The following is a 19,832-nucleotide window of genomic DNA, read 5'->3' on the forward strand; positions in this document are numbered from 1 at the left end:
AAAAACCGCCTTTTTCTTTTTAGTGATCCAGAGCCTTGACGATGCTCTCCACCATTTTCTTGGCGTCTGCAAAAAGCATCATCGTATTATCGCGGAAGAAGAGTTCATTCTCGACACCCGCATAGCCCGACCCCATGCCGCGCTTGATGAACAGCACCGTACCGGCCTTGTCGACATCGAGGATCGGCATACCGAAAATCGGCGACTGCGGATCGGTCTTCGCGGCCGGATTGGTCACGTCATTGGCGCCGATCACGAAGGCCACATCGGCGGTCGCAAATTCCGAGTTGATGTCTTCAAGCTCGAACACCTCATCATAAGGCACATTGGCTTCCGCCAGCAGCACGTTCATATGGCCCGGCATACGTCCGGCGACAGGGTGGATTGCATATTTGACTTCCACGCCTTCGGCCTTGAGCTTGTCCGCCATTTCACGCAGCGCGTGCTGCGCCTGTGCGACCGCCATGCCATAACCCGGCACGATGATGACCTTGGATGCGTTCTTCATGATGAAGGCGGCATCGTCGGCAGAACCCTGCTTGACAGGGCGCTGCTCCACTTCGCCGCCGCCGGCAACGGCGCTATCGCCGCCAAAGCCGCCGAGAATGACCGAAATGAACGAGCGGTTCATGCCCTTACACATGATGTAGGACAGAATCGCACCCGACGACCCGACCAGCGCGCCGGTGATGATGAGCGCCAGATTTCCAAGCGTGAAGCCGATGCCTGCCGCAGCCCAGCCCGAATAGGAATTGAGCATGGAAACGACGACCGGCATATCCGCACCGCCGATAGGCACAATGATCAGCACGCCGAAGACCAGCGAGAGCGCCACGATCAGCCAGAACACAGAATGGCTTTCGGTATTGACCAGCACCACCACCAGCAAAACGATGGCAATCGCCAGCCCCGCATTGATGATGTGACGTCCCGGCAGCATGATCGGCTTGCCGGACATACGGCCATCGAGCTTGAGAAAGGCGATGATCGAGCCGGTAAAGGTGATCGCACCGATGGCGACGCCAAGCGACATTTCGATCAGGGCCTGAGCGTGTATCTGTCCAACTTCCCCGATGTCGAAGGAATGCGGTGAATAGATCGCGGCAGCGGCCACCAGAACGGCTGCAAGGCCGATCAGCGAGTGGAACGCGGCGACGAGCTGCGGCATGGCCGTCATGGCGATGCGGCGCGCGATAACGGCACCGATCGTACCGCCAATGGCGATGCCCAGGACAATCAGCGCCAGACCGCCAATGCCGGGCTGCGCCAGCAAAAGCGTCGTGACGATGGCGATGGCCATGCCAACCATGCCGAACATATTGCCTTGACGGCTGGTGGTCGGATGCGAAAGCCCGCGCAGTGCCAGAATGAACAGGACACCGGAGACGAGATAAAGAAAGGCTGCAACATTAATGCTCATGACGGTTCAGCCTCACTTGTCTTTTTTCTTGTACATGGCGAGCATGCGCTGGGTGACGAGAAAGCCACCGAAAATATTGACGCTCGCCAGAATGAGCGCGATGAAGCCAAAACCGGTTGCCCAGCCGCTCAGCGACAGGCCCACAGCCAGCAATGCGCCGACCACAATGACCGACGAAATAGCGTTGGTGACCGCCATAAGCGGGGTGTGAAGCGCAGGTGTCACCTGCCAGACGACGTAATAGCCGACAAAGATCGCCAGAATGAAGATCGCAAAGCGGAAGACGAACGGATCGACCGCGCCGCCGGTCGCGGCATGGGCAGCTGCTGCGGCCGCATCTCCAAGACCACCAGCATTTTCGGTTGCCTGTTTTACGGCATCCGCCGCCTGATTGAGGCTTTCAAGAGCTTTTTCAAGTGCTGTGTCGGCCATTATGCCTCTCCTCCGTCAGCGGAAGTCTTGGGGGAAGTTTTCGGAGCTTTTGCGGACATTTTCGTTCCCGTTTTGCGGGGAGCCCTCGGCGCGGATTTTGGCTTTTCGGCCTTAGTCTTAGCCTTAGCTTCCGTCCCGGCATCAGCAGCCAGTGAAGCCTTTTCAAAAGCCGGATGCACGATCCTGCCCTTATGAGTAAGCAGTGTCGCCTTCACCAGTTCCTCTTCCGGGTCAATCCCGAAACTCTTCGTTTCCTTATCGACCAATGTGTCAAGGAACGCGAACAGATTGCGCGCGTAAAGCTGCGATGCGGTCGCGGCAATCCGGCCCGGCATATTGAGATAGCCGACGATTTTCACGCCATTGATGTCAACGATCTTGCCAGGAGAAGCCCCTTCGACATTGCCGCCGCGCTCAACCGCAAGATCGACCAGAACCGAGCCCGGACGCATGGCCGCTACCATTTGCCTGGTCACGAGACGCGGTGCAGGGCGGCCCGGAATAAGTGCGGTAGTGATAACGATATCCTGCTTGGCAATATGGTCGGCGACCAGCGCTGCCTGCTTGGCCTGATATTCCTTCGACATTTCCTTGGCGTAACCGCCCGCCGTTTCCGCTGCTTTGAACTCCTCATCTTCGACCGCAATGAATTTCGCGCCAAGCGAAGCCACCTGTTCTTTTGCTGCAGGGCGCACATCGGTCGCGGTCACAACGGCACCAAGACGGCGCGCGGTCGCGATTGCCTGAAGCCCGGCAACACCGGCTCCCATGACAAAAACCCTCGCCGCCGGCACCGTGCCCGCAGCCGTCATCATCATCGGCATGGCACGATCGTAAGCTTCCGCCGCATCGATGACCGCCTGGTATCCGGCGAGATTGGCCTGCGACGACAGTACGTCCATTACCTGCGCACGGGTGATGCGCGGCATGAATTCCATGGTGAAGGCTGAAATACCCGCCTTTGCGAGAGCCACGACAGAATCTTCATGCCCATGAGGATCGAGCATGGCGAAAAGTGCTGCACCAGATTTATAGTTTTTGAGTTCCGCATCCGTCGGGCGGCGAACTTTCAGCACGATGTCGGCCGATTTGGCATCGGCCACCGTGCCGATACTTGCTCCGGCTGCTGAGAACTCGGCGTCAATAATACGCGACTTTTCGCCAGCACTTTTTTCCACGACAACATCGAAACCCAGAGCAATGAATTTTTTCACCGTCTCCGCTGATGCCGCGACGCGGGTCTCGCTGGGATCACTCTCTTTGGGAATGAAAATAGTCTGGGCCAACTGGTTTCCCTTTCGTGGCTTGATCCGTCCATGCGGGCGAATGCGATTCAGGATCTCCTCCAAGAGACCCAATAAATTTCATATAAATGACACGCACAAAGCCCCGGCATGATGCAGCAGCACCCATACCAAGGCTTTCGATCAAATCGTGCGGATTATTCCTGGACCGAACCTTTAAAGAATGAACCAGGCAGCAACGCAGACAAGAATGAAAACAACAGCCGCGGAAATGAACCCGCCAACGAAGAAACCGAACGCCATGGCAATCAATAGTGCGACAAGCGCTACCGCAGTCCATTTAATCAGGCCGCTGAAGCCTGTATAGGTTTTCTCATGCTCGGCATAGTCCATGGGAGCGCCAAGTTCAGCCGGAGCCGTAGTATGATGTTCTGCCATTTCAGTTCCACCCGTTCAGATCTTTTCCCCATTCTTAGACAAAAGATCTGCATCCTTCAATGCGCATGCAAGCCAGACCGGATTTTGCCATCCGGCTCTTTGTCGCAGCGCCCCTCTAATCCGCATCCAGCGGTCGTAATTTACCTAACCGGAAACTCCTGAAACTTCTACACTAAAATATTTAAAAGCCTTCAGGCAAGATTCCTGCGTTACGTGCATCCAATCCAAAAACCGGCTCCACTTTTCAGGATGCGCTTTAAACGCCAAGTCCTGTATATTTAGCCGTGGGTAAAATGGTAAGCGATGTCGCCTCATTACGCATATCGGCAAACATCGCCCGTCGTTCATGAGGCTGCGATTTGAAAAAGGGAAAACGAATCGCCACTGCATCTCGGATATTGCGAATTGGTGCCGCCCCCAGACCGACCTTGATACCGTAACCTTCATGCTCGCGCGCTTCCGCCATCATACTCGTGCCGAAAATACGCTTGTAAAAAGCCATATGTTCCGGCTTGACTGAAGCAAGACACTGATCCGCCTCGAAATATTCCGAAGCCATGGCGGCGATCCGAAGCGTGATATAGGGTGTGGCGGGATATTCGCGCAAAAGCTCCGGGTCCGCCGCAAAACGCGTTGGGTCGATGAAGCTCATGCCGCTATTGAGCAACGGGTCGAGAATATCAGGAAAAAGCGCGTAGCTCGTTCCCCGCCGGTGATCCGGCGTGATGTAATGGATGCGCAGCGTGCTCACAAGCTGCCCGTCTATGTAGATGCCGTAGACGAATGCGTGGCTGTCGCGATCAATGTCGTCGACAATCAACGGCACCTCTGCTTCATGCATGACATTACGCGTGCGATAGGAACGATAGCGCAACTGACCTATCGCTTCGAGATCTTCCATATGCACGATGCGTCGATATTCCACCCGGTCCAGAAATTGCAGTAGCTGTCGCGCAAAATTGGATAACGGTGGTCTCTCATTAGAGACAGCTTCATCACTCATTCAATCAACATCCGCACCGGTCAAATTAGCGCGCAGAATAAGGGGCTTTATGAGTGTGTAAAGATGTAAGTTTGCGTTTTGTCGGCTTGCCCACGCCACGGCTCCACTGCGCTCTGCATTCAGGCCCCTTCTCACCACGCGCCCAGGTAATTATTTTACTAAAACAGCCACTTACACTAAACTCATCCTTCGGCGCAGTTTGCACAGATAAATTCCTCCTTCGATACCGGGAAAAGGAGATTTCCGGCCAGCATGGGGAGTTCTCCCTTGCCAGATTCGACGCGGCGGAAATTTGCCGGTGATTCCCCGGCACTCAGGAAGGCCCACCAGAACAGTGCGGTGCTCACTATCCCTGGTGCGCCAGAGAGCGGATAGCCGGAGACCGGATTTGTTCGGCAGGCATGGGCTTACCCATAAGGAAGCCCTGCACCAGATCGGCTCCGGCAGCGACCCGGATAAGAGCCAATTGCTCTTCGGTTTCCACGCCCTCCACCGTCACCCCCAGCCCCAGTTCATGAGAAAGCTGGGTTACGCCGCGCAGCAGCATCAGCGACCTGCGGTCTCTGGTAATGTTCTGCACAAAGGATCGGTCTATCTTGACTTTGGTCAGGGGAAGACTGTTGAGATAGCTCAGGCTCGAATAACCCGTTCCGAAATCATCCAGCGCAATATTAATTCCCGCACTTTTCAGCCGTTCGAGCACAAGCGATGTCTGATAGTGATCGGAAATGATTGCACTCTCGGTTACTTCCACTTCTAGCCGCCGCGGCTGCAATCCTGATTTCTGAAGCGCGTTGGCGATATCGTGCACGATATCGCTGTTCTTCAGGTCGATTGCGGAAAGATTGACGGAAACCCCGATCCGGCCGCCCCAGGAGTTGCAATCGCAGCATGCCTGCTCCAGCATGAACCGTGTGATCTGCGAGATAACCCCTATTTCTTCCGCCAACGGAATGAATTCGGTCGGCGAGACCCAGCCAAGTTCGGAATGTTCCCAGCGTGCCAGCGCTTCGTAAGCAACAACCCGCAGTGATTGCGCACTTACGATAGGCTGGTAAACGACCTTGATTTCATTATTTTCGATAGCCAGCCGCAGATCGGATTTCAACTTCTGACGGCTGCGATATCTCGTTTCCATCGTACTAGCGAAGAGAGCCCATTGCGTGCCTTCCTCACTCTTGGCTTCATAAAGAGCCAAATCCGCATTCACATGCATGGCGCCAATGTCGCATTTATCAATAGTCTCGGTCGCAACGCCTGCGCTGATGTCGATATAGACCTGATCGCCGTTGAGCTCGTAAACACCGGTCGCCACCGCGATAATATGTTCGAGCACCGGCCCCACATCTTTGCTGCTGTGCAGATTGAAGACAAAAACGACGAATTCATCTCCACCGAAACGCGACGCAACATAGCGCTGGGGATCAAGCGAACTTAAACGCTTGGCAAAGAGCTGCAACAGGGCGTCGCCGACATTATGGCCAAGCGTATCGTTGACATGCTTGAAATGATTGATGTCGATCACGACCAGCGCCGCCAGCGTATCCGACTGCTGGTGGATGCGGATCGAACGAACCATGGTTTCGAAATAACTGCGGTTCGGCAGCCCCGTCAAACCATCGAAACGTGCCATATGCTGAATGCGAGCTTCCGATTCGACCCGCTGCGTAACGTCTTCGAACATCACGACCGCGCCCGAATTAGCAGCCTGATTGCCGATACACTCAATATAGCGATCATCGCCAAGCTGAAAAATATCGCGCGTCTTGTGACCTGTCAGCAGGTCCTGCATCCGCGCGCGAATATTGTTGAGATCATTATGGGGAAATACACCGTTCTTGACGCAATAGCGCAGCAATACTTCCAGCTTCCGGCCCCGCAGTCTCGTATTCTCGTCTGTCTTCAGCAGCGCCCTTATCTTGTTGTTGACGACGGCGATACGTTGCTGCGCATCAAACATCAGCAGACCCTGCGGCATATTATTGAGCGCGGTATCGAATCGGCCCGCGACCACTGACAACCGTCGCTCGCCCATAACCGCTGCGAAAAGAAAATCGCGCAGACCGTTGGCCATCTGAATATTGGAAAGAAAATAAGGTATGAGCAACAGGCCGATAACGATATGAAATGGTGTCCCTGCCAGAATAAGCCCGGCCAGAACAGGAATAAGCGCACAGGCAGACATCAGTACCACCGCCTTCGCCGAGGCGTAATTACGCCCGACAATCGAGACGACCGACGCCAGCAGGATGGTAAGGCTTACAAGTTCGGCAAAGGAATCGCGCAGTACATAGCTTGAATAAAAGCAAAGCATGCCGAGCGCGGCGCATACCCCAGAAGCGCCCACGAGATAGCGCGCCTCCCAGCTATCCAGCCCGGCGTGAGACATAGCGCCATATTTCACCTGGTCAAATCTATACATGTCATAGAAACGACCCAGCGCCAGAACGATAAAAATGGCAGCGAAGACCAGAAAGCGCACATCGGTGGTTTTGGCATAGATGACGACACATGCCACGACATGAGCCAACACGCCAAACCATAATGTGGTACGATTGCCGTAAAGCGCACGCAAAAATGATAACCGCACATCCGCAGGTATCTCTGGTCTCAGACTTCGCCACATATCGGTGCTTGCACCCCTTTCATAGGGGAGGATAATGTCACTAAGGGCTTAAAAATACCTTTCTCAAGACTAAACCACAAGCTGTTATATTGACCATCACAAGATGTATCGAGATTAATTTTAAGCAAGATATAATTACCGGAACCTTAAACAGAAATTACAGCCATGAAAGCGCAAGGCTGACTGTTGCGGATATTGTGCCGATTCGTCTATATAAAAAAATTCAACTTGTGATTGCCTTCTCTGGCTAGTTGAATACGGGCGAAGTATCATCAGCACCCGTCAATCTAGGCCGGAATGATCGTTCAAAGATGATGCCCGCCATCGACCGTGATTACCGTTCCCGTCATATAGCGGCTCGCATCGGAAGCGAGCATGAGTATCGCGCCATCCAGATCCCGCATTTCCCCGAGGCGGCGCATCGGATTGCAGCCCTTGATATAGCCGCCGGCTGGCCCGGCAAGCTGCGCTTCGTTGATTCGCGTTGGAAACCATCCTGGCGCGATCGCATTCACGCGAATACTATGCACTGCCCATTCGAGCGCCAATGCCTTGGTCATATGCGTAACACACGCCTTGGACATGGCGTAGGCGGCGGTGCCCTTCTGCGGACGTTCGGCGAGAATGCTGGTGGTATTGACGATTGCCCCCCCCTGCCCACGCTCGATCATGCGGCGCGCGGCTTCCTGCGCCGTGAAAAAAGTGCCTGCGACATTCACATCAAAAATTTGTGCAAACATATCCCTTGTTGTATCCAGAGCGCGGGCCTTATGGGCGACGCCGGCATTGTTGAAGAGCGTGGTAATCGGCCCCATGCGCCGTTCCGCTTCATCGAATGCTTTTGCGATTTCATCCGCATAGGCGACATCCGCCATGATTTCCAGCACTTCCCCGCCCGACGGACAAAGGCTTTCACTTTCATTGCTTCGCGAAATCGAAACGACGTATGCACCATGGTCTGCCAGCACACGCACCATATGCAAACCCAGTCCCGAAGAACCGCCCGTCACGGCAATCACCTTGCCTTTGACGGAGAAAAGCTGATCGTCAGTCATGAACCCTCTCGGCTGCCAATCCTTTTATTTCTCTAGAATATTGCCGTCCGCCTTGCAACGCATTAGAAATCTCTATTTTTCACCGGATCGAAATCTGTCATGCTGAATTCTTCTCGTCCCGTCATCGCCGTTTCAACCGATGTGAAACCATTCGAAAACTACATCTGGCATGCAGCGCCCGAGCAATATCTTGCTGCCGCCCTCGACGTGGCCGAGGTCATCCCGCTTCTAGTGCCGGGCTTTGGCGACAAAATGGACCCTAATGCGATTCTGGGTAGTATTGACGGCCTTCTCGTCACCGGTTCGAAGTCGAACGTCAACCCGACGCTTTACGGTGTAAAGCCCGACGCAGCTTTTGAGCCTTACGACGATGCGCGTGACGCAACCTCAATACCGCTTATTCGCGCAGCCATCGACAAGGGTGTGCCGGTGCTGGCAATCTGCCGGGGCATTCAGGAACTCAATGTCGCTCTGGGCGGCACATTGGCTACCGAAATCCAGCAACTGGAAGGACGGCAGGATCATCGCGCGCCGCAATCCGAAAGTCAGGACGAGCGCTTCGGCCTCCAGCACAGGATAAAAATCGCACCCGGCTCTTGTCTGGCTGAAATACTTCAGTCCGACAGTATAGACGTGAATTCCGTCCATCGTCAGGCCATTGACCGGCTGGCGCCCGGCCTTGCAGTCGAGGCTGTCGCCGAAGACGGCACGATTGAAGCCGTTTCCGTAAAGAACGCCAAAGGCTTCGTCGTCGGCGTACAGTGGCACCCGGAATACTGGGTCCGGACGGATGCCCCCTCGCAGAAGATTTTCAAAGCCTTTGGCGAGGCGGTACGCGCACACAAGGCCACGCGCACAGCCTGATGATTGGCCTCTTACTTCGATGTGATATGAGCGGTTTCAGGCACTGGTGTCAGCGCCTTGCCCGTATCAAACCATGAAATCAGATTGTCGATGACGAGATCGGCCATGGCCTGACGCGTTTTGTGCGAAGCCGATGCGATATGCGGTAGCAAAGCCGTATTTGGAGCATCGAGCAGCACTTGCGGAACGTTCGGCTCATTGGCGAAAACGTCAAGACCCGCAGCCGCGATGGTTCCGCTTTTGAGTGCGTCGGCCAGAGCCGTTTCATCCACCAGCGTCCCACGTCCGATATTGATGAGAACGCCGTCCGGACCGAGTGCTTTCAGCACTTGCGTATTTACGGCATTGGCAGTTTCCGCACCGCCCGGAGCGACCAGAATGAGCGTGTCGACGGCCTCGGCAAGTTCAAGCAGGCTCGGATAATATGCATAGCTCACATCCGCTGCCTTGCGTCGATTGTGATAGGCAATCGGCAGGCCGAAAGCATCGATGCGGCGCGCCACGGCCTTGCCAATGCGCCCGAGGCCGAAGATGCCGACTTTGCGCCCGCGTAACGACAGTTTCGAAAGCGGATAAGCGCCTTCTTTCTGCCACCGGCCCTCTCGTAAATAGATCTGCGATTTTGACAGTTCGCGTACCGTATCGATCAGCAGCCCGATGGCGGTATCGGCGACTTCCTCCGTCAGCACATCGGGCGTGTTCGTGACCATAACGTTGTTTGCACTTGCATGCTTGACGTCTACAGCATCATAACCCACGCCAAAATTGCCAATGATCTCAAGATTGGGCAGCGTGTCGATCAGTTTTGCATTCACCTCCCACATGCTGGCAATGCCGCGCACATCCTGTGCCCACTCTGCTTCGACCAGCGCGGCGTCACCACGCGCAATACGTTTGGTCTTGAACTCCCCTGCAAGCCGTTGCGCGGCGTATTCGTTGAAATCGCCGAGCACCAGAATGGTCGCCTCGTGTCGAGTCATGGTAGTTTTCCTCATTTCAGTAGAATAATCGCAGGATTGTGGGAAGCCACAGCGGAATAAGCGTCAGAATTTGGGTTTGGAAGTGGATTGCCGGATATGCAGTTCCGGCTTGATCAATTCCTGGGTCGGCAATACCTCCGCCCCGTTCAACTGGTCGAGCAACGCGCGCGCTGCGCGGCGCCCGACTTCACGCTGTCCGTTCCATACGGTGGTCAGTGCAGGAGTTGCAATCGCCGCCTCTTCCAGATCGTCATAGCCCGTAACCGAAATATCCTCACCCGGCACCAATCCCGCGCGGGCTATGCCGTTCATCAGGCCGATTGCCGTCAGATCGTTCCAGCATACGGCCGCCGTCGGCTTGTCTTTGAGAGCCAGAAATTGCGGAGCCACTTCAAATCCGCCCTGCTTGGTGCGAGGGCCGGGAATGCGCCATTCCGGCTTGACTTCAAGGCCCGCTTTATCCATCGCCTGCACATAGCCGCGATAACGGTCGCGCCCGGTCGAAGTGTGATCGGTGCCGCCGATCATGGCAATCCGCGTATGGCCGAGCGAGATCAGATGATTGGTGGCAAGCCCCACCCCATAGGCATCGTCGCCACGGAAAACGGGCGCATGCACCCCTTCGACACGGCGCGCAATCAGCACGATCGGCAGGCCATTGTCCTGAGCAAGCTGGATATCTTCCAGCGGAGTTCCAATAGCAGGCGACATAATGACACCATCGGCGCCGAGCTGCAAAAGCGTGTCCATGAAGGTACGCTGTTTTTCAAGCTGGTCGTAATGATTGGACAGAATGAAGGTCTGGCGCGAACGGTCCAGTTCCGTCTCGATGGATTTGAGAATTTCGGCAAAAAACGGGTTCATGATATCGTGTACGACGACACCGACGATACCCGAACGCGATGTGCGCAGGCTCGCCGCTCTCCGGTTATAGATATAACCGATGGTGCGAGCATGCTCCTTGATCTTTTCGCGAGTCTGGTCGGCAACGAGAGGGCTATCGCGCAGCGCCAGCGAAACGGTGGCCGTTGAAACACCAAGCGCATCCGCGATGGTCGAAAGCTTGATTTTCTGAGCCAAATCGTCTCCCCAAATGATCATGCCGCAGCCAGTTGGAATAACGGCAAGCAGATAAAGGACGCCAGCCATCCAACCGCAAATGGTTATGCCATTGCAATCAATGAATTGAAAGTTTTTTCAGCGCAACTGGCGAACGATGCGCGGCTTATTCCGCTTCCTCGTCTTCGGCCGCTTCCTTGTCTAGTTCTCCGACGAGTCGTGCTGTGGCCCCGCGCGCGATCAGATTACTTTCCATGCGCCCCAGCATTTTAAGGAAAATCTTGCGTTCCTTCTTGTCGAGCCCCTTGAGCATATCCTTTTCCGTCCGGCGGATGGATTTCTCGATAATTCTGATCGCTTCGATTCCCATCTGTGTCAGATAGACATGAGATTGCCGCTGATCCGTTTCCGAGGCCCGTTTGATAACAAAGCCCTGGCTTTGCAAACGCGCTATGGTCTTGGTGATGGTTGGTGGGCGCACGCCAAGCCGCTGCGCCAGAATGCCCGGCGGCAACCCGTCCTCGGCTGCAAGCTGCAACATCACCGCGTCCTGTCCGGCATAAAGGCCCAGTTTGAGCAACTGTGTCGCTAATACAGTCCGTGTTAGTCGCGAAACGGATTGCAGCCGGTAGAGTACGACTGTTTTACTATCCTTACTCATTGCCACCTCACCATCCCCATTTGAGCAATATAGTCAGATATACATTAAAATATTGTCTGACTTATGAAGCCACAAGGACTGGTTGCTGTTTTGGCTAATGGTGTTTAGGCTCAATGAAAACTGTCCGCTCGGAGGAAAGCATGACCGAACTGCACGACCAGAATCACGACATGATCGTGGTCCTGCCTCTTGGTGCTCACGAGCAGCATGGCCCCCACCTGCCCTTCGAAACCGACACGATCATTGCCGAAGGCATCGTAACCCGTATTAATGATGCCCTGCCCGCAGACCTTAACGTCAATTTCCTTCCTGCCCAGCCAGTTGGCTATTCCATCGAACATATGGACACCGAAGGCACGCGCAGCCTCGCCTTTTCGGAAGCCGTCAACCAATGGATAGGGATCGGCGAAAACCTGCACGCAGGCGGCATTCGCAAGCTGGTCATGCTCAACGCCCATGGTGGCAACGCTCCGCTTATGACGATCGTCGCGACCGAACTGCGCACACGACTCGACATGCTGGCCGTCGCCACGAGTTGGAGCCGCTTCGGCTTGCCGGAAGGGTTGATGACGCCCGAGGAGAAGGTGCTCGATATTCATGGCGGCTTTATCGAAACTTCCGTCATGCTGGCCTTGCGGCCCGAACTGGTCGACATGTCGAAGGCCGCCGACTTTTCTAATGAACAGGCAAAATTCGCGCAGGAATTCAAGCGCCTTCGCGCTTATGGGCCGCATGCTTTCGGCTGGAAGATGCACGATCTCAACCGTGAAGGCGTGGCGGGCAACGCCGCCGCCGCAACCGCTGAAGCTGGTGAGAAACTCCTCGCCCATGCGGTCGAGGGCTTCATCGAACTCCTCTGCGACGTCGACCGCTTTGATCTGGCCCGCCTCGCCTCCTCCTCGCTAGCGAGATCGTGATTGGAAACATGTAATAATATAGCATTGCGTATGGCATTCACGCTCAGCTTCCCTTATATGAAATACCTGATACAGAGCATTTCCAGCAAAAGTGTAAAACGATTTTGCGTTAGGCCAATGCGCAAAAAAGAGCAGCCCCGGCGCCACGCATCTGCGATGATGTTTCCGGGACGGCAACTCCAAGAGGCATCGCACCATGAGCCAGGCTGAAGCTACAGCGACCACAGAAGCTGACCGCATTCCCGTTACCGTTCTCACCGGATATCTGGGCTCGGGCAAAACAACCCTTCTCAACCGCATCCTGTCTGAAAATCACGGCAAGCGTTATGCTGTCATCGTCAATGAATTCGGCGAAATCGGCATCGACAATGACCTGATTGTTGAATCGGACGAAGAAATCTACGAAATGAACAATGGCTGCATCTGCTGCACGGTGCGCGGGGATCTCATCCGCGTCGTTGAAGGGTTGATGCGCCGTCCGGGCCGCTTCGACGCCATCGTCGTGGAAACCACCGGCCTCGCCGATCCGGTGCCTGTCGCCCAGACCTTTTTCATGGATGACGACGTGCGTGCCAAGACCGGCCTCGATGCCGTTGTCGCCCTTGTTGATGCTAAGCATCTGCCATTGCGCCTCAAGGATAGCCGTGAGGCCGAAGACCAGATCGCATTCGCCGATGTGGTCCTGCTCAACAAGACCGATCTTGTGACGCCGGAAGAACTTGCGGTCATCGAAGCGACCGTGCGCGCCATCAATCCCCATGCAATCATCCATCGCACCGAGCGCGCCGCAATTCCGCTCGACCGCGTTCTGGATCGTGGCGCATTCGATCTCAAGCGCGCGCTGGAAAACGATCCGCATTTCCTCGATCACGATCACCCGGATCACGTTTGTGGCCCCGATTGCGATCATGATCACGATCATCACCACCACGATCATCATGCGCATGATCACCATCATGACCATGTTTGCGGTCCGGATTGCGACCATGAGCATCATCACCATGATCACGCATCGCCAATCCATGATGTGACGGTGACATCTATTTCCCTGCGCGCGGGCGAGATCGACCCGGCGAAATTTTTCCCTTGGATTCAGAACATCACCCAGACGCAGGGACCGAATATTCTGCGCCTCAAGGGCATTATCGCATTCAAGGACGACCCTGAGCGTTACGTGGTACAAGGCGTGCATATGATTATCGAAGGCGATCACCAGCGCGCATGGAAGCCCGAAGAAAAGCACGAAAGCCGCCTTGTTTTCATCGGGCGCGAACTCGACGCCGCAGCCCTCCGGGCCGGTTTTGAAAACTGCCAATCGAAATAACTGGACGCAGATGCCTACGATTGCCCCGCTCGACCTCGACGGTCATTGTCTTTATGCCCGCTTTTTAAGCGACATTCCCTTCTTTGCTCAAGCCGATGGCTCCATCCATCGACTCGACAATGGCCACCAGACCGTGATCGCTCATGATGGTCTTTTAAGCGCCGCGCTGACCACAGACGGCAAGGCAGTGGTGACGGGCGGTGAAGATGGCCGCGTTTGCCATATCGCCGCCGATGGCGCGGTAACGGAACTTGCGAATATCCCGCGCAAATGGATGACTGCAATTGCGAGCGGCCCCGGCGGAACGGTCGGTTTCGCCTCCGGTCGCACAGCTTGGGTGCGTTCGTCCGACGGCAAGATGCAGGAATTTACGCAGGAACGCAGTGTGGAAGGCATCGCTTTTGCACCGAAAGGCCAGCGGCTCGCCATTGCTCGCTATAATGGCGCGACGCTGATCTGGACCGGTACGCAAGCTAAACTCGTTGAGCTTGAATGGAAAGGCGCTCACATTGGGGTGACTTTCTCGCCCGATGGCCGCTTTCTCGTCACGTCGATGCAGGAAAACGCGCTCCATGGTTGGCGTCTCGAAGACAGCCGCCACATGCGCATGACCGGCTATCCGGCGAAGGTCAAGGACTGGTCATGGAGCGCCAAGGGCAAGTGGCTCGCCACCTCGGGCGCGCCAGCTGCAATCGTTTGGCCGTTTTCCGGCAAGGACGGCCCGATGGGCAAGGCACCGCTCGAACTGGGATTGCGCGGCGACAGTATGGTGACGGCGGTCGCCTGCCATCCGGTCGAAGACATTGCCGCCATCGGCTACAATGATGGCATGATCCTCGTAGTGCGCTTTGCCGACCAAAAAGAAGTACTCCTGCGTCGTCCGGGCAAGGGAGCCATTTCCAGCATGGGTTGGGACGATCAGGGCAGCCGCCTCGCCTTCGGTTCGGAAACAGGCGATTGCGGCATCGTCGATATTACGGACTAACCCCGAAGCCCGTGTAGCGATTGAACATTTCACTTTGTCCTCATCGAAATAGCTGGCGCGCCATCGGGACCAAGCGAAGCAACCCACTCGCTGATGGCAGCGGCATCGTTGTCACCCAGCATATGATCGGCCTGGATAGTGCGGGCATCGACTTTCGCACCGCTGGAACGCAGCGCAGCCGACAATGCCGGTGCAAAGGGCGAGTAGAGCTTATCTTCCTCACCGGTAAGCGTCAGTACACGGGCCTTGCCCAGATTGGCAGTCGGCGTGTTGTCCAGCACGGGCATGGAGCGCATCAGCACGGCGCGCTTGACGAGGTCTGGATGCAAAAGCATCGCCGCAGCCAGAAGATTGGCGCCGTTGGAATAACCAACAAAGATCGCGTGTGAAAGATCGAGATCCTTCTTTTCCGCTAGTCGTGTCAGGGAGGTCACGAAAGCATTGGCTTCAAGCCGTACATCCTTCTGGTCGAATTTGACCGGCGTAATCCGCTTGTACCAGCGTGTACCGCCGTCCTGCATCACTCGCCCACGAATACCGAGCAATGTGGCTCGCGGCCAGACTTTTGAAGCAAGCGGCACCAGGCTGGCTTCATTGCCGCCAGAACCGTGCAACAGGATGACCAACTCGCTGGACGCATTTTCCGGCGTGTAAAAGCGATAGATAAACCGCTTACTGCGCAAAAAATTCTGTTCTGCCGTCGATTCTTCTTCAATATTTTTGTCACGCATTGTTACGCCCTCTCCCAGTTTGGGAGCACCCGTTTCATTATTCATCGATGCCGCAGTTCCGTTCAGAGCCATGCCCTGTACTTTGCCCGCCCCGACATCCGCCATAAGCTGTCCTTCCGCAAAAGCCGGGCCTGCCATTGCTGCAAGCGCCATTGTGATGGCCACCATAAACGTCTTCTTTACCATAAGTTCAACACTGCCAGTGAGATGTTAACGAAGGGTTTGAAGGCAGCTCTACCCTGGGCATTTTGCGGCCCCTGCCTATTCACGATTACAGCTACTAACCCACAAGTTTTAGCGAGAATATGGCAAAAACACGAAAAATTAAATTGTGTTACAAACGCGTGACGCATTCACGTATCATCAACATGCCGTGAAGAGAGCTCCACACGCGGATTTTCCATGCTTTTGTCGCCTTCGCGTGAAAGTATAGCGCTGCGAGTGGAACAATTTTGATAAGTGGAAATAGCCATGACGCGTTTCAAACCAGGCCGGCTATCATCGTCGCACATTGCTTATAGCACTATAACACCAAAGAATATTTATCTCAGGCGACGTGAATTCATGATCGGCCTTGGCACACTTGCCGCTGCCGGGATTTCTTCCCGTACTCTGGCCGGTCCACTGAAAGCGGCCCCTTCGACTTACCAGTCCACTGAAAAACTGACACCTCAGGAAGCAGTAACCACCTACAATAATTTCTATGAATTCGGCACCGGCAAGAGCGACCCCTCTTCGAATTCCGACGAGTTCAAACCCCTGCCATGGCGACTGAAAATCGACGGCCTGGTGAAAGAGCCGAAGGAGTTCGACATTCCTGACCTCATTGCCCGCATGCCTCTGGAAGAGCGTATCTATCGTATGCGCTGCGTTGAAGCGTGGTCGATGGTGATACCATGGATCGGCTTCCCTCTCGCCAGCCTGCTAGCCCGGGTCGAGCCGCTCGGATCGGCAAAATATGTTGCATTTACCGGCGTGGTACGCCCAGAGGAAATGCCGGGGCAAAGGGGAGTTTTTCAGGTGCTTGACTGGCCCTATGTCGAAGGGCTGCGCCTCGATGAAGCGATGCATCCGCTGGCAATCCTCTCCGTCGGACTTTATGGTGAAACGCTGCTTAATGCCAATGGCGCTCCGATCCGGCTGGTCGTGCCGTGGAAATATGGCTTCAAAGGCATCAAGTCGATCACAAGAATAAGCTTTGTTGAAAAGCAGCCGCCCACCTCATGGCAACGCCAGGCGCCGAATGAATATGGCTTTTACGCCAATGTAAATCCGGAAGTAGATCATCCACGCTGGAGTCAGGCGACGGAACGACGCATCGGAGAGGATAGCTTTTTCAGTTCTGGCCGTCGCCCCACCCTTGCCTTCAATGGCTATGGCGAGGAAGTTGCTTCCCTCTATGCGGGTATGGACCTGAAAGTGAATTACTAAAATGACGGTAGCAGTCGCAGCGCAGGGAAGAAAATCTGCCCGCCGCCCATGGGTCTGGAAAGTTTGGTCGCTTTATGCGGCTGGTTTCGTGCCTGCCTGCTGGGCATTCTATCTGGGTGCGACAGGCGAGCTTGGCGCCGATCCGGTAAAAAGCTTCGAGCATGTATTGGGCCTATGGGCGTTGCGCTTCCTCATCCTCACGCTACTAGTGACACCTGTTCGCGACCTGACCGGCATCAGCCTGCTGCGTTACCGCCGGGCGCTCGGCCTTCTTGCTTTCTATTATGCCCTGATGCATTTCACAGCCTATATGGTGCTTGATCAGGCGCTGAATATTCCGGCCATTATTGCCGATATCACTCGCCGTCCCTTCATCACCATCGGCATGGCCAGTTTCGCATTACTTATTCCCCTCGCCCTGACTTCCAATAACTGGTCGATCCGCAAGCTCGGACGCCGCTGGAACCGGTTGCATAAGCTGATCTATATCGCAGTTGCAGGCGGCGCGGTACACTTCATGATGTCGGTGAAGGGCTGGCCCGCAGAGCCGGTCATTTATGTCGCCATCGTCGCCACGTTGCTCGCCTGGCGTCTTTTACGCCCGCTTATGCGCAACCGTACTGCCGCAGACAACAAGCCGCGTCGTTAAGAATGGGCCGCACAATATCGGGTTTTCGATGCGTAATTTTCAAGAAGTTTTAATCCAGCATCTTTAATTCTGTATTTCATCCAACAGGACATGTTATTGCGGGGCAAATCATGGCAGTATCGCCGCGTTTTCCGCATATGAGGCGGCCACCGGCAAATACGGAATGTCTATGTCTTCTATTTTGAAATCGAAATCTGCCCGCTTCATGGGGAAATTCGTCTTCATATTATTCGTTATAATCTTTGCAATATGGTCTAGCTTTGCCATGTGGTTTCAGCTGCCGTTTGGCGACGCCGTGCGCGGTTCGGTCATTGTTGTCTGGCTGGCCATTGCCTGTTGGGTCATCATAGGCGAGCGGCATTATCGCTGCTGGCGCAAAAGGCTGTTTTTTCTCCTGCTCGCCATTCTGCTTATCGGCTGGTGGTCGACCATCCGCCCCTCCCTCGACCGCATCTGGTCGCCGGAAGTGGCGCGCACCGTTCAGGGCAAAATCGATGGTGACATAGTTACCCTTTCCAATGTGCGCGATTTCGACTGGCAGACAATCGACAATTATGTGCCGGAGTGGAAAGAGGAGTCCTATGATTTAAACAAGATTACCACGGTCGACACTTATCTGTCCTATTGGTCCGGTCCGGCCATTGCCCACACACTCTTGTCTTTCGGTTTCGAAGACGGACGCCACGTCGTTTTTTCGGGAGAAATCCGTAAGGAGCATCACGAGGTATATTCATCGATCGGCGGTTTTTTCCGCGAATTCGAGCTGGCGATGGTTGCCGCGGAAGAAAGCGATATAATTTATCTGCGCACCAATGTGCGTAAGGAAAATGTCGATCGCTACCGTCTGAAACTCTCGCCAATAGCGGCGAAGGAGCTATTCCTCTCTTATGTGAGGCTGGGTAACGAACTGGCGGCGAAACCCAAATTCTACAATACATTGACGGCCAATTGCACCACAATCATTTTCCATATGGCGCGCCTGCTCGACCCCTCATTCCCCTTCGACTACCGCATTCTGCTTTCCGGCTATTTGCCCGGCTATCTTTACGATAATGGCTGGCTGGAAAACGGCGGCACGCTTGAAGAAGTGCGCGAACGCGCATCCATCGACGCCAAGGCACAGGCAGGCGGACGGGAAGATTATTCCCGGCGCATTCGCCAATAGAAGGCACGAACAGGCAGCACGAATAAAAAAACCCCGGAAGAACCGGGGTTTCATGTCGGAGGCAACGTAAAATCAGTCAATAGCCGCTGTGATGATGGCCTCAACCTTGTAATCAGGCGTCGCCAGCTTGGCTTCGCCCGTCGCACGGGCGGGCGTATTGGCCGGATCGACCCACGCATCCCAGACGGCATTCATTTCGGCAAAATCATTCATATCGGCAAGCCAGATGATAGCCTGCAAGATCTTCGACTTGCTGGAGCCGGAAGCCGCAAGCAGACGGTCGACTTCCGCCAGAATCGCCTTGGTCTGTTCGGTAACACTGGCGCCTGGCGTTCCGACCTGGCCAGCGAGATAAACGGTATTGCCGTGGATAACGGCCTGGCTCATACGCGGACCGACTTCTATACGACGAATACTCATGGTGGACTCCTCTCAATAAATGCTGCGGGCATACCACCCGCTGCGGAAACAATGCGCATTCTTATGAAAGGCCCGGACTGTTTTTGCAATGGCTGCAGGCCTGATATCAATCATATCGGCGGCATTGACTCTTGCTATGCCGCCGCCTATAAGCCGCACCACGTTCGTTTATTGCGGCGGCGGATGGGTATCTGTCTGCAAATTGCATAACGGACCAGCTCCTGTTCAATAGACAGAATCAAGAAGGGCCGCACACCGCGGTATTAAATAAATGAAGCGCACTTATCAGCCATCCAAGATCGTCCGCAAGCGCCGTCACGGCTTCCGTGCCCGCATGGCCACCACTGGCGGTCGCAAGGTTCTCGCCGCTCGCCGTACCCGCGGTCGCAAGCGGCTCTCCGCTTGATTTCCCGCGCGGCATGCGCGGT

The 19,832-nt window shown here is 55.1% G+C and carries 20 protein-coding genes; 8 read left to right on the forward strand and 12 right to left on the reverse strand.

The window, feature by feature from the left end; genetic code table 11:
* Positions 1–19: 19 nt before the first annotated feature.
* The 7 genes from KUG47_RS11570 to KUG47_RS11600 all read right to left on the reverse strand — a co-directional run bounded on the left by KUG47_RS11570 (position 20) and on the right by KUG47_RS11600 (position 8,218).
* A complete protein-coding gene (locus tag KUG47_RS11570; RefSeq protein WP_217678113.1) occupies positions 20–1,420 on the reverse strand; it encodes an NAD(P)(+) transhydrogenase (Re/Si-specific) subunit beta in 1,401 nt (466 codons plus the stop codon).
* 12 nt (positions 1,421–1,432) lie between these two features.
* On the reverse strand, positions 1,433–1,852 hold the full coding sequence (locus KUG47_RS11575; RefSeq protein WP_217678114.1) for an NAD(P) transhydrogenase subunit alpha part 2: 420 nt from the start codon (positions 1,850–1,852) through the stop codon (positions 1,433–1,435).
* Entirely contained in the window at positions 1,852–3,138 is a 1,287-nt protein-coding gene (locus KUG47_RS11580; protein WP_217678115.1) for a Re/Si-specific NAD(P)(+) transhydrogenase subunit alpha, read from the reverse strand. The genes KUG47_RS11575 and KUG47_RS11580 overlap by 1 nt, the downstream gene beginning before the upstream one ends.
* A gap of 174 nt (positions 3,139–3,312) precedes the next feature.
* Complete coding sequence (locus KUG47_RS11585; protein ID WP_217678116.1) at positions 3,313–3,534, reverse strand: aa3-type cytochrome c oxidase subunit IV; 222 nt, start codon at positions 3,532–3,534, stop codon at positions 3,313–3,315.
* Between the two features lie 256 nt (positions 3,535–3,790).
* On the reverse strand, positions 3,791–4,537 hold the full coding sequence (locus tag KUG47_RS11590; protein WP_217678117.1) for an N-acyl amino acid synthase FeeM domain-containing protein: 747 nt from the start codon (positions 4,535–4,537) through the stop codon (positions 3,791–3,793).
* Positions 4,538–4,883: 346 nt separating this feature from the next.
* Positions 4,884–7,163, reverse strand: a complete 2,280-nt coding sequence (locus KUG47_RS11595) for a putative bifunctional diguanylate cyclase/phosphodiesterase (RefSeq protein WP_217678118.1) — start codon at positions 7,161–7,163, stop codon at positions 4,884–4,886.
* A gap of 305 nt (positions 7,164–7,468) precedes the next feature.
* Positions 7,469–8,218: an SDR family NAD(P)-dependent oxidoreductase gene (locus KUG47_RS11600; RefSeq protein ID WP_217678119.1), complete on the reverse strand. Its 750-nt coding sequence runs from the start codon at positions 8,216–8,218 to the stop codon at positions 7,469–7,471.
* A 99-nt stretch (positions 8,219–8,317) separates the two neighbouring features.
* On the opposite strand from KUG47_RS11600, the gene KUG47_RS11605 reads away from it, so the two are divergent.
* Positions 8,318–9,082 carry a gamma-glutamyl-gamma-aminobutyrate hydrolase family protein gene (locus tag KUG47_RS11605; protein ID WP_217678120.1) on the forward strand — a complete coding sequence of 255 codons (765 nt, stop codon included), beginning with the start codon at positions 8,318–8,320 and terminating at the stop codon, positions 9,080–9,082.
* Positions 9,083–9,093: 11 nt separating this feature from the next.
* On the opposite strand, the gene KUG47_RS11610 is transcribed toward KUG47_RS11605, so the two are convergent.
* From KUG47_RS11610 to KUG47_RS11620, 3 genes are all read right to left on the reverse strand, one after another.
* Positions 9,094–10,062 (reverse strand): 2-hydroxyacid dehydrogenase, encoded by a 969-nt coding sequence (locus tag KUG47_RS11610; protein ID WP_217678121.1) that lies wholly within the window; start codon positions 10,060–10,062, stop codon positions 9,094–9,096.
* Between the two features lie 63 nt (positions 10,063–10,125).
* A complete protein-coding gene (locus tag KUG47_RS11615) occupies positions 10,126–11,142 on the reverse strand; it encodes a LacI family DNA-binding transcriptional regulator (RefSeq protein WP_217678122.1) in 1,017 nt (338 codons plus the stop codon).
* 145 nt (positions 11,143–11,287) lie between these two features.
* The gene (locus KUG47_RS11620; protein WP_217678123.1) at positions 11,288–11,782 is read right to left on the reverse strand and encodes a MarR family winged helix-turn-helix transcriptional regulator; all 495 of its coding nucleotides are present in this window, start codon (positions 11,780–11,782) and stop codon (positions 11,288–11,290) included.
* A gap of 140 nt (positions 11,783–11,922) precedes the next feature.
* Here KUG47_RS11620 and KUG47_RS11625 point away from each other — a divergent pair, with 140 nt between their 5' ends.
* The 3 genes from KUG47_RS11625 (at position 11,923) to KUG47_RS11635 (ending at position 15,008) form a co-directional block, all read left to right on the forward strand.
* Positions 11,923–12,699: a creatininase family protein gene (locus KUG47_RS11625; protein WP_217678124.1), complete on the forward strand. Its 777-nt coding sequence runs from the start codon at positions 11,923–11,925 to the stop codon at positions 12,697–12,699.
* Between the two features lie 196 nt (positions 12,700–12,895).
* Positions 12,896–14,023 (forward strand): CobW family GTP-binding protein, encoded by a 1,128-nt coding sequence (locus tag KUG47_RS11630; RefSeq protein WP_217678125.1) that lies wholly within the window; start codon positions 12,896–12,898, stop codon positions 14,021–14,023.
* Between the two features lie 10 nt (positions 14,024–14,033).
* A complete protein-coding gene (locus tag KUG47_RS11635) occupies positions 14,034–15,008 on the forward strand; it encodes a WD40 repeat domain-containing protein (protein ID WP_217678126.1) in 975 nt (324 codons plus the stop codon).
* Between the two features lie 29 nt (positions 15,009–15,037).
* Here the strand turns inward: KUG47_RS11635 and KUG47_RS11640 are convergent, their stop codons facing one another.
* Positions 15,038–15,925: an alpha/beta hydrolase gene (locus KUG47_RS11640; protein ID WP_217678127.1), complete on the reverse strand. Its 888-nt coding sequence runs from the start codon at positions 15,923–15,925 to the stop codon at positions 15,038–15,040.
* Between the two features lie 285 nt (positions 15,926–16,210).
* Between KUG47_RS11640 and msrP the strand changes: the two genes are divergently transcribed.
* The 3 genes from msrP to KUG47_RS11655 all read left to right on the forward strand — a co-directional run bounded on the left by msrP (position 16,211) and on the right by KUG47_RS11655 (position 18,984).
* Positions 16,211–17,170, forward strand: a complete 960-nt coding sequence (msrP, locus tag KUG47_RS11645) for a protein-methionine-sulfoxide reductase catalytic subunit MsrP (protein ID WP_217678128.1) — start codon at positions 16,211–16,213, stop codon at positions 17,168–17,170.
* A gap of 1 nt (position 17,171) precedes the next feature.
* Positions 17,172–17,819 (forward strand): protein-methionine-sulfoxide reductase heme-binding subunit MsrQ, encoded by a 648-nt coding sequence (gene msrQ, locus KUG47_RS11650; RefSeq protein WP_217678129.1) that lies wholly within the window; start codon positions 17,172–17,174, stop codon positions 17,817–17,819.
* Between the two features lie 169 nt (positions 17,820–17,988).
* Complete coding sequence (locus KUG47_RS11655) at positions 17,989–18,984, forward strand: Lnb N-terminal periplasmic domain-containing protein (RefSeq protein ID WP_217678130.1); 996 nt, start codon at positions 17,989–17,991, stop codon at positions 18,982–18,984.
* A 72-nt stretch (positions 18,985–19,056) separates the two neighbouring features.
* Here KUG47_RS11655 and KUG47_RS11660 read toward each other — a convergent pair whose 3' ends face one another.
* Positions 19,057–19,404, reverse strand: a complete 348-nt coding sequence (locus tag KUG47_RS11660; RefSeq protein WP_217678131.1) for a RidA family protein — start codon at positions 19,402–19,404, stop codon at positions 19,057–19,059.
* 271 nt (positions 19,405–19,675) lie between these two features.
* On the opposite strand from KUG47_RS11660, the gene rpmH reads away from it, so the two are divergent.
* Entirely contained in the window at positions 19,676–19,810 is a 135-nt protein-coding gene (gene rpmH, locus KUG47_RS11665) for a 50S ribosomal protein L34 (RefSeq protein WP_002965629.1), read from the forward strand.
* The last annotated feature ends 22 nt before the right edge of the window (positions 19,811–19,832 follow it).

Origin of the sequence: Falsochrobactrum tianjinense, assembly GCF_019100495.1 — a bacterium.
Classification (GTDB): Bacteria; Pseudomonadota; Alphaproteobacteria; order Rhizobiales; family Rhizobiaceae; genus Brucella; species Brucella tianjinense.

Coding starts and splice junctions, on each gene's coding strand:
- KUG47_RS11620 (WP_217678123.1), bottom strand. CDS start 11,782: ATGAGTAAGGATAGTAAAACAGTCGTACTCTACCGGCTGCAATCCGTT.
- KUG47_RS11600 (WP_217678119.1), bottom strand. CDS start 8,218: ATGACTGACGATCAGCTTTTCTCCGTCAAAGGCAAGGTGATTGCCGTG.
- KUG47_RS11575 (WP_217678114.1), bottom strand. CDS start 1,852: ATGGCCGACACAGCACTTGAAAAAGCTCTTGAAAGCCTCAATCAGGCG.
- KUG47_RS11590 (WP_217678117.1), bottom strand. CDS start 4,537: ATGAGTGATGAAGCTGTCTCTAATGAGAGACCACCGTTATCCAATTTT.
- KUG47_RS11595 (WP_217678118.1), bottom strand. CDS start 7,163: ATGTGGCGAAGTCTGAGACCAGAGATACCTGCGGATGTGCGGTTATCA.
- KUG47_RS11635 (WP_217678126.1), top strand. CDS start 14,034: ATGCCTACGATTGCCCCGCTCGACCTCGACGGTCATTGTCTTTATGCC.
- KUG47_RS11655 (WP_217678130.1), top strand. CDS start 17,989: ATGTCTTCTATTTTGAAATCGAAATCTGCCCGCTTCATGGGGAAATTC.
- msrQ (WP_217678129.1), top strand. CDS start 17,172: ATGACGGTAGCAGTCGCAGCGCAGGGAAGAAAATCTGCCCGCCGCCCA.
- KUG47_RS11660 (WP_217678131.1), bottom strand. CDS start 19,404: ATGAGTATTCGTCGTATAGAAGTCGGTCCGCGTATGAGCCAGGCCGTT.
- KUG47_RS11630 (WP_217678125.1), top strand. CDS start 12,896: ATGAGCCAGGCTGAAGCTACAGCGACCACAGAAGCTGACCGCATTCCC.
- KUG47_RS11610 (WP_217678121.1), bottom strand. CDS start 10,062: ATGACTCGACACGAGGCGACCATTCTGGTGCTCGGCGATTTCAACGAA.
- rpmH (WP_002965629.1), top strand. CDS start 19,676: ATGAAGCGCACTTATCAGCCATCCAAGATCGTCCGCAAGCGCCGTCAC.
- KUG47_RS11640 (WP_217678127.1), bottom strand. CDS start 15,925: ATGGTAAAGAAGACGTTTATGGTGGCCATCACAATGGCGCTTGCAGCA.
- KUG47_RS11570 (WP_217678113.1), bottom strand. CDS start 1,420: ATGAGCATTAATGTTGCAGCCTTTCTTTATCTCGTCTCCGGTGTCCTG.
- msrP (WP_217678128.1), top strand. CDS start 16,211: ATGACGCGTTTCAAACCAGGCCGGCTATCATCGTCGCACATTGCTTAT.
- KUG47_RS11625 (WP_217678124.1), top strand. CDS start 11,923: ATGACCGAACTGCACGACCAGAATCACGACATGATCGTGGTCCTGCCT.
- KUG47_RS11605 (WP_217678120.1), top strand. CDS start 8,318: ATGCTGAATTCTTCTCGTCCCGTCATCGCCGTTTCAACCGATGTGAAA.
- KUG47_RS11585 (WP_217678116.1), bottom strand. CDS start 3,534: ATGGCAGAACATCATACTACGGCTCCGGCTGAACTTGGCGCTCCCATG.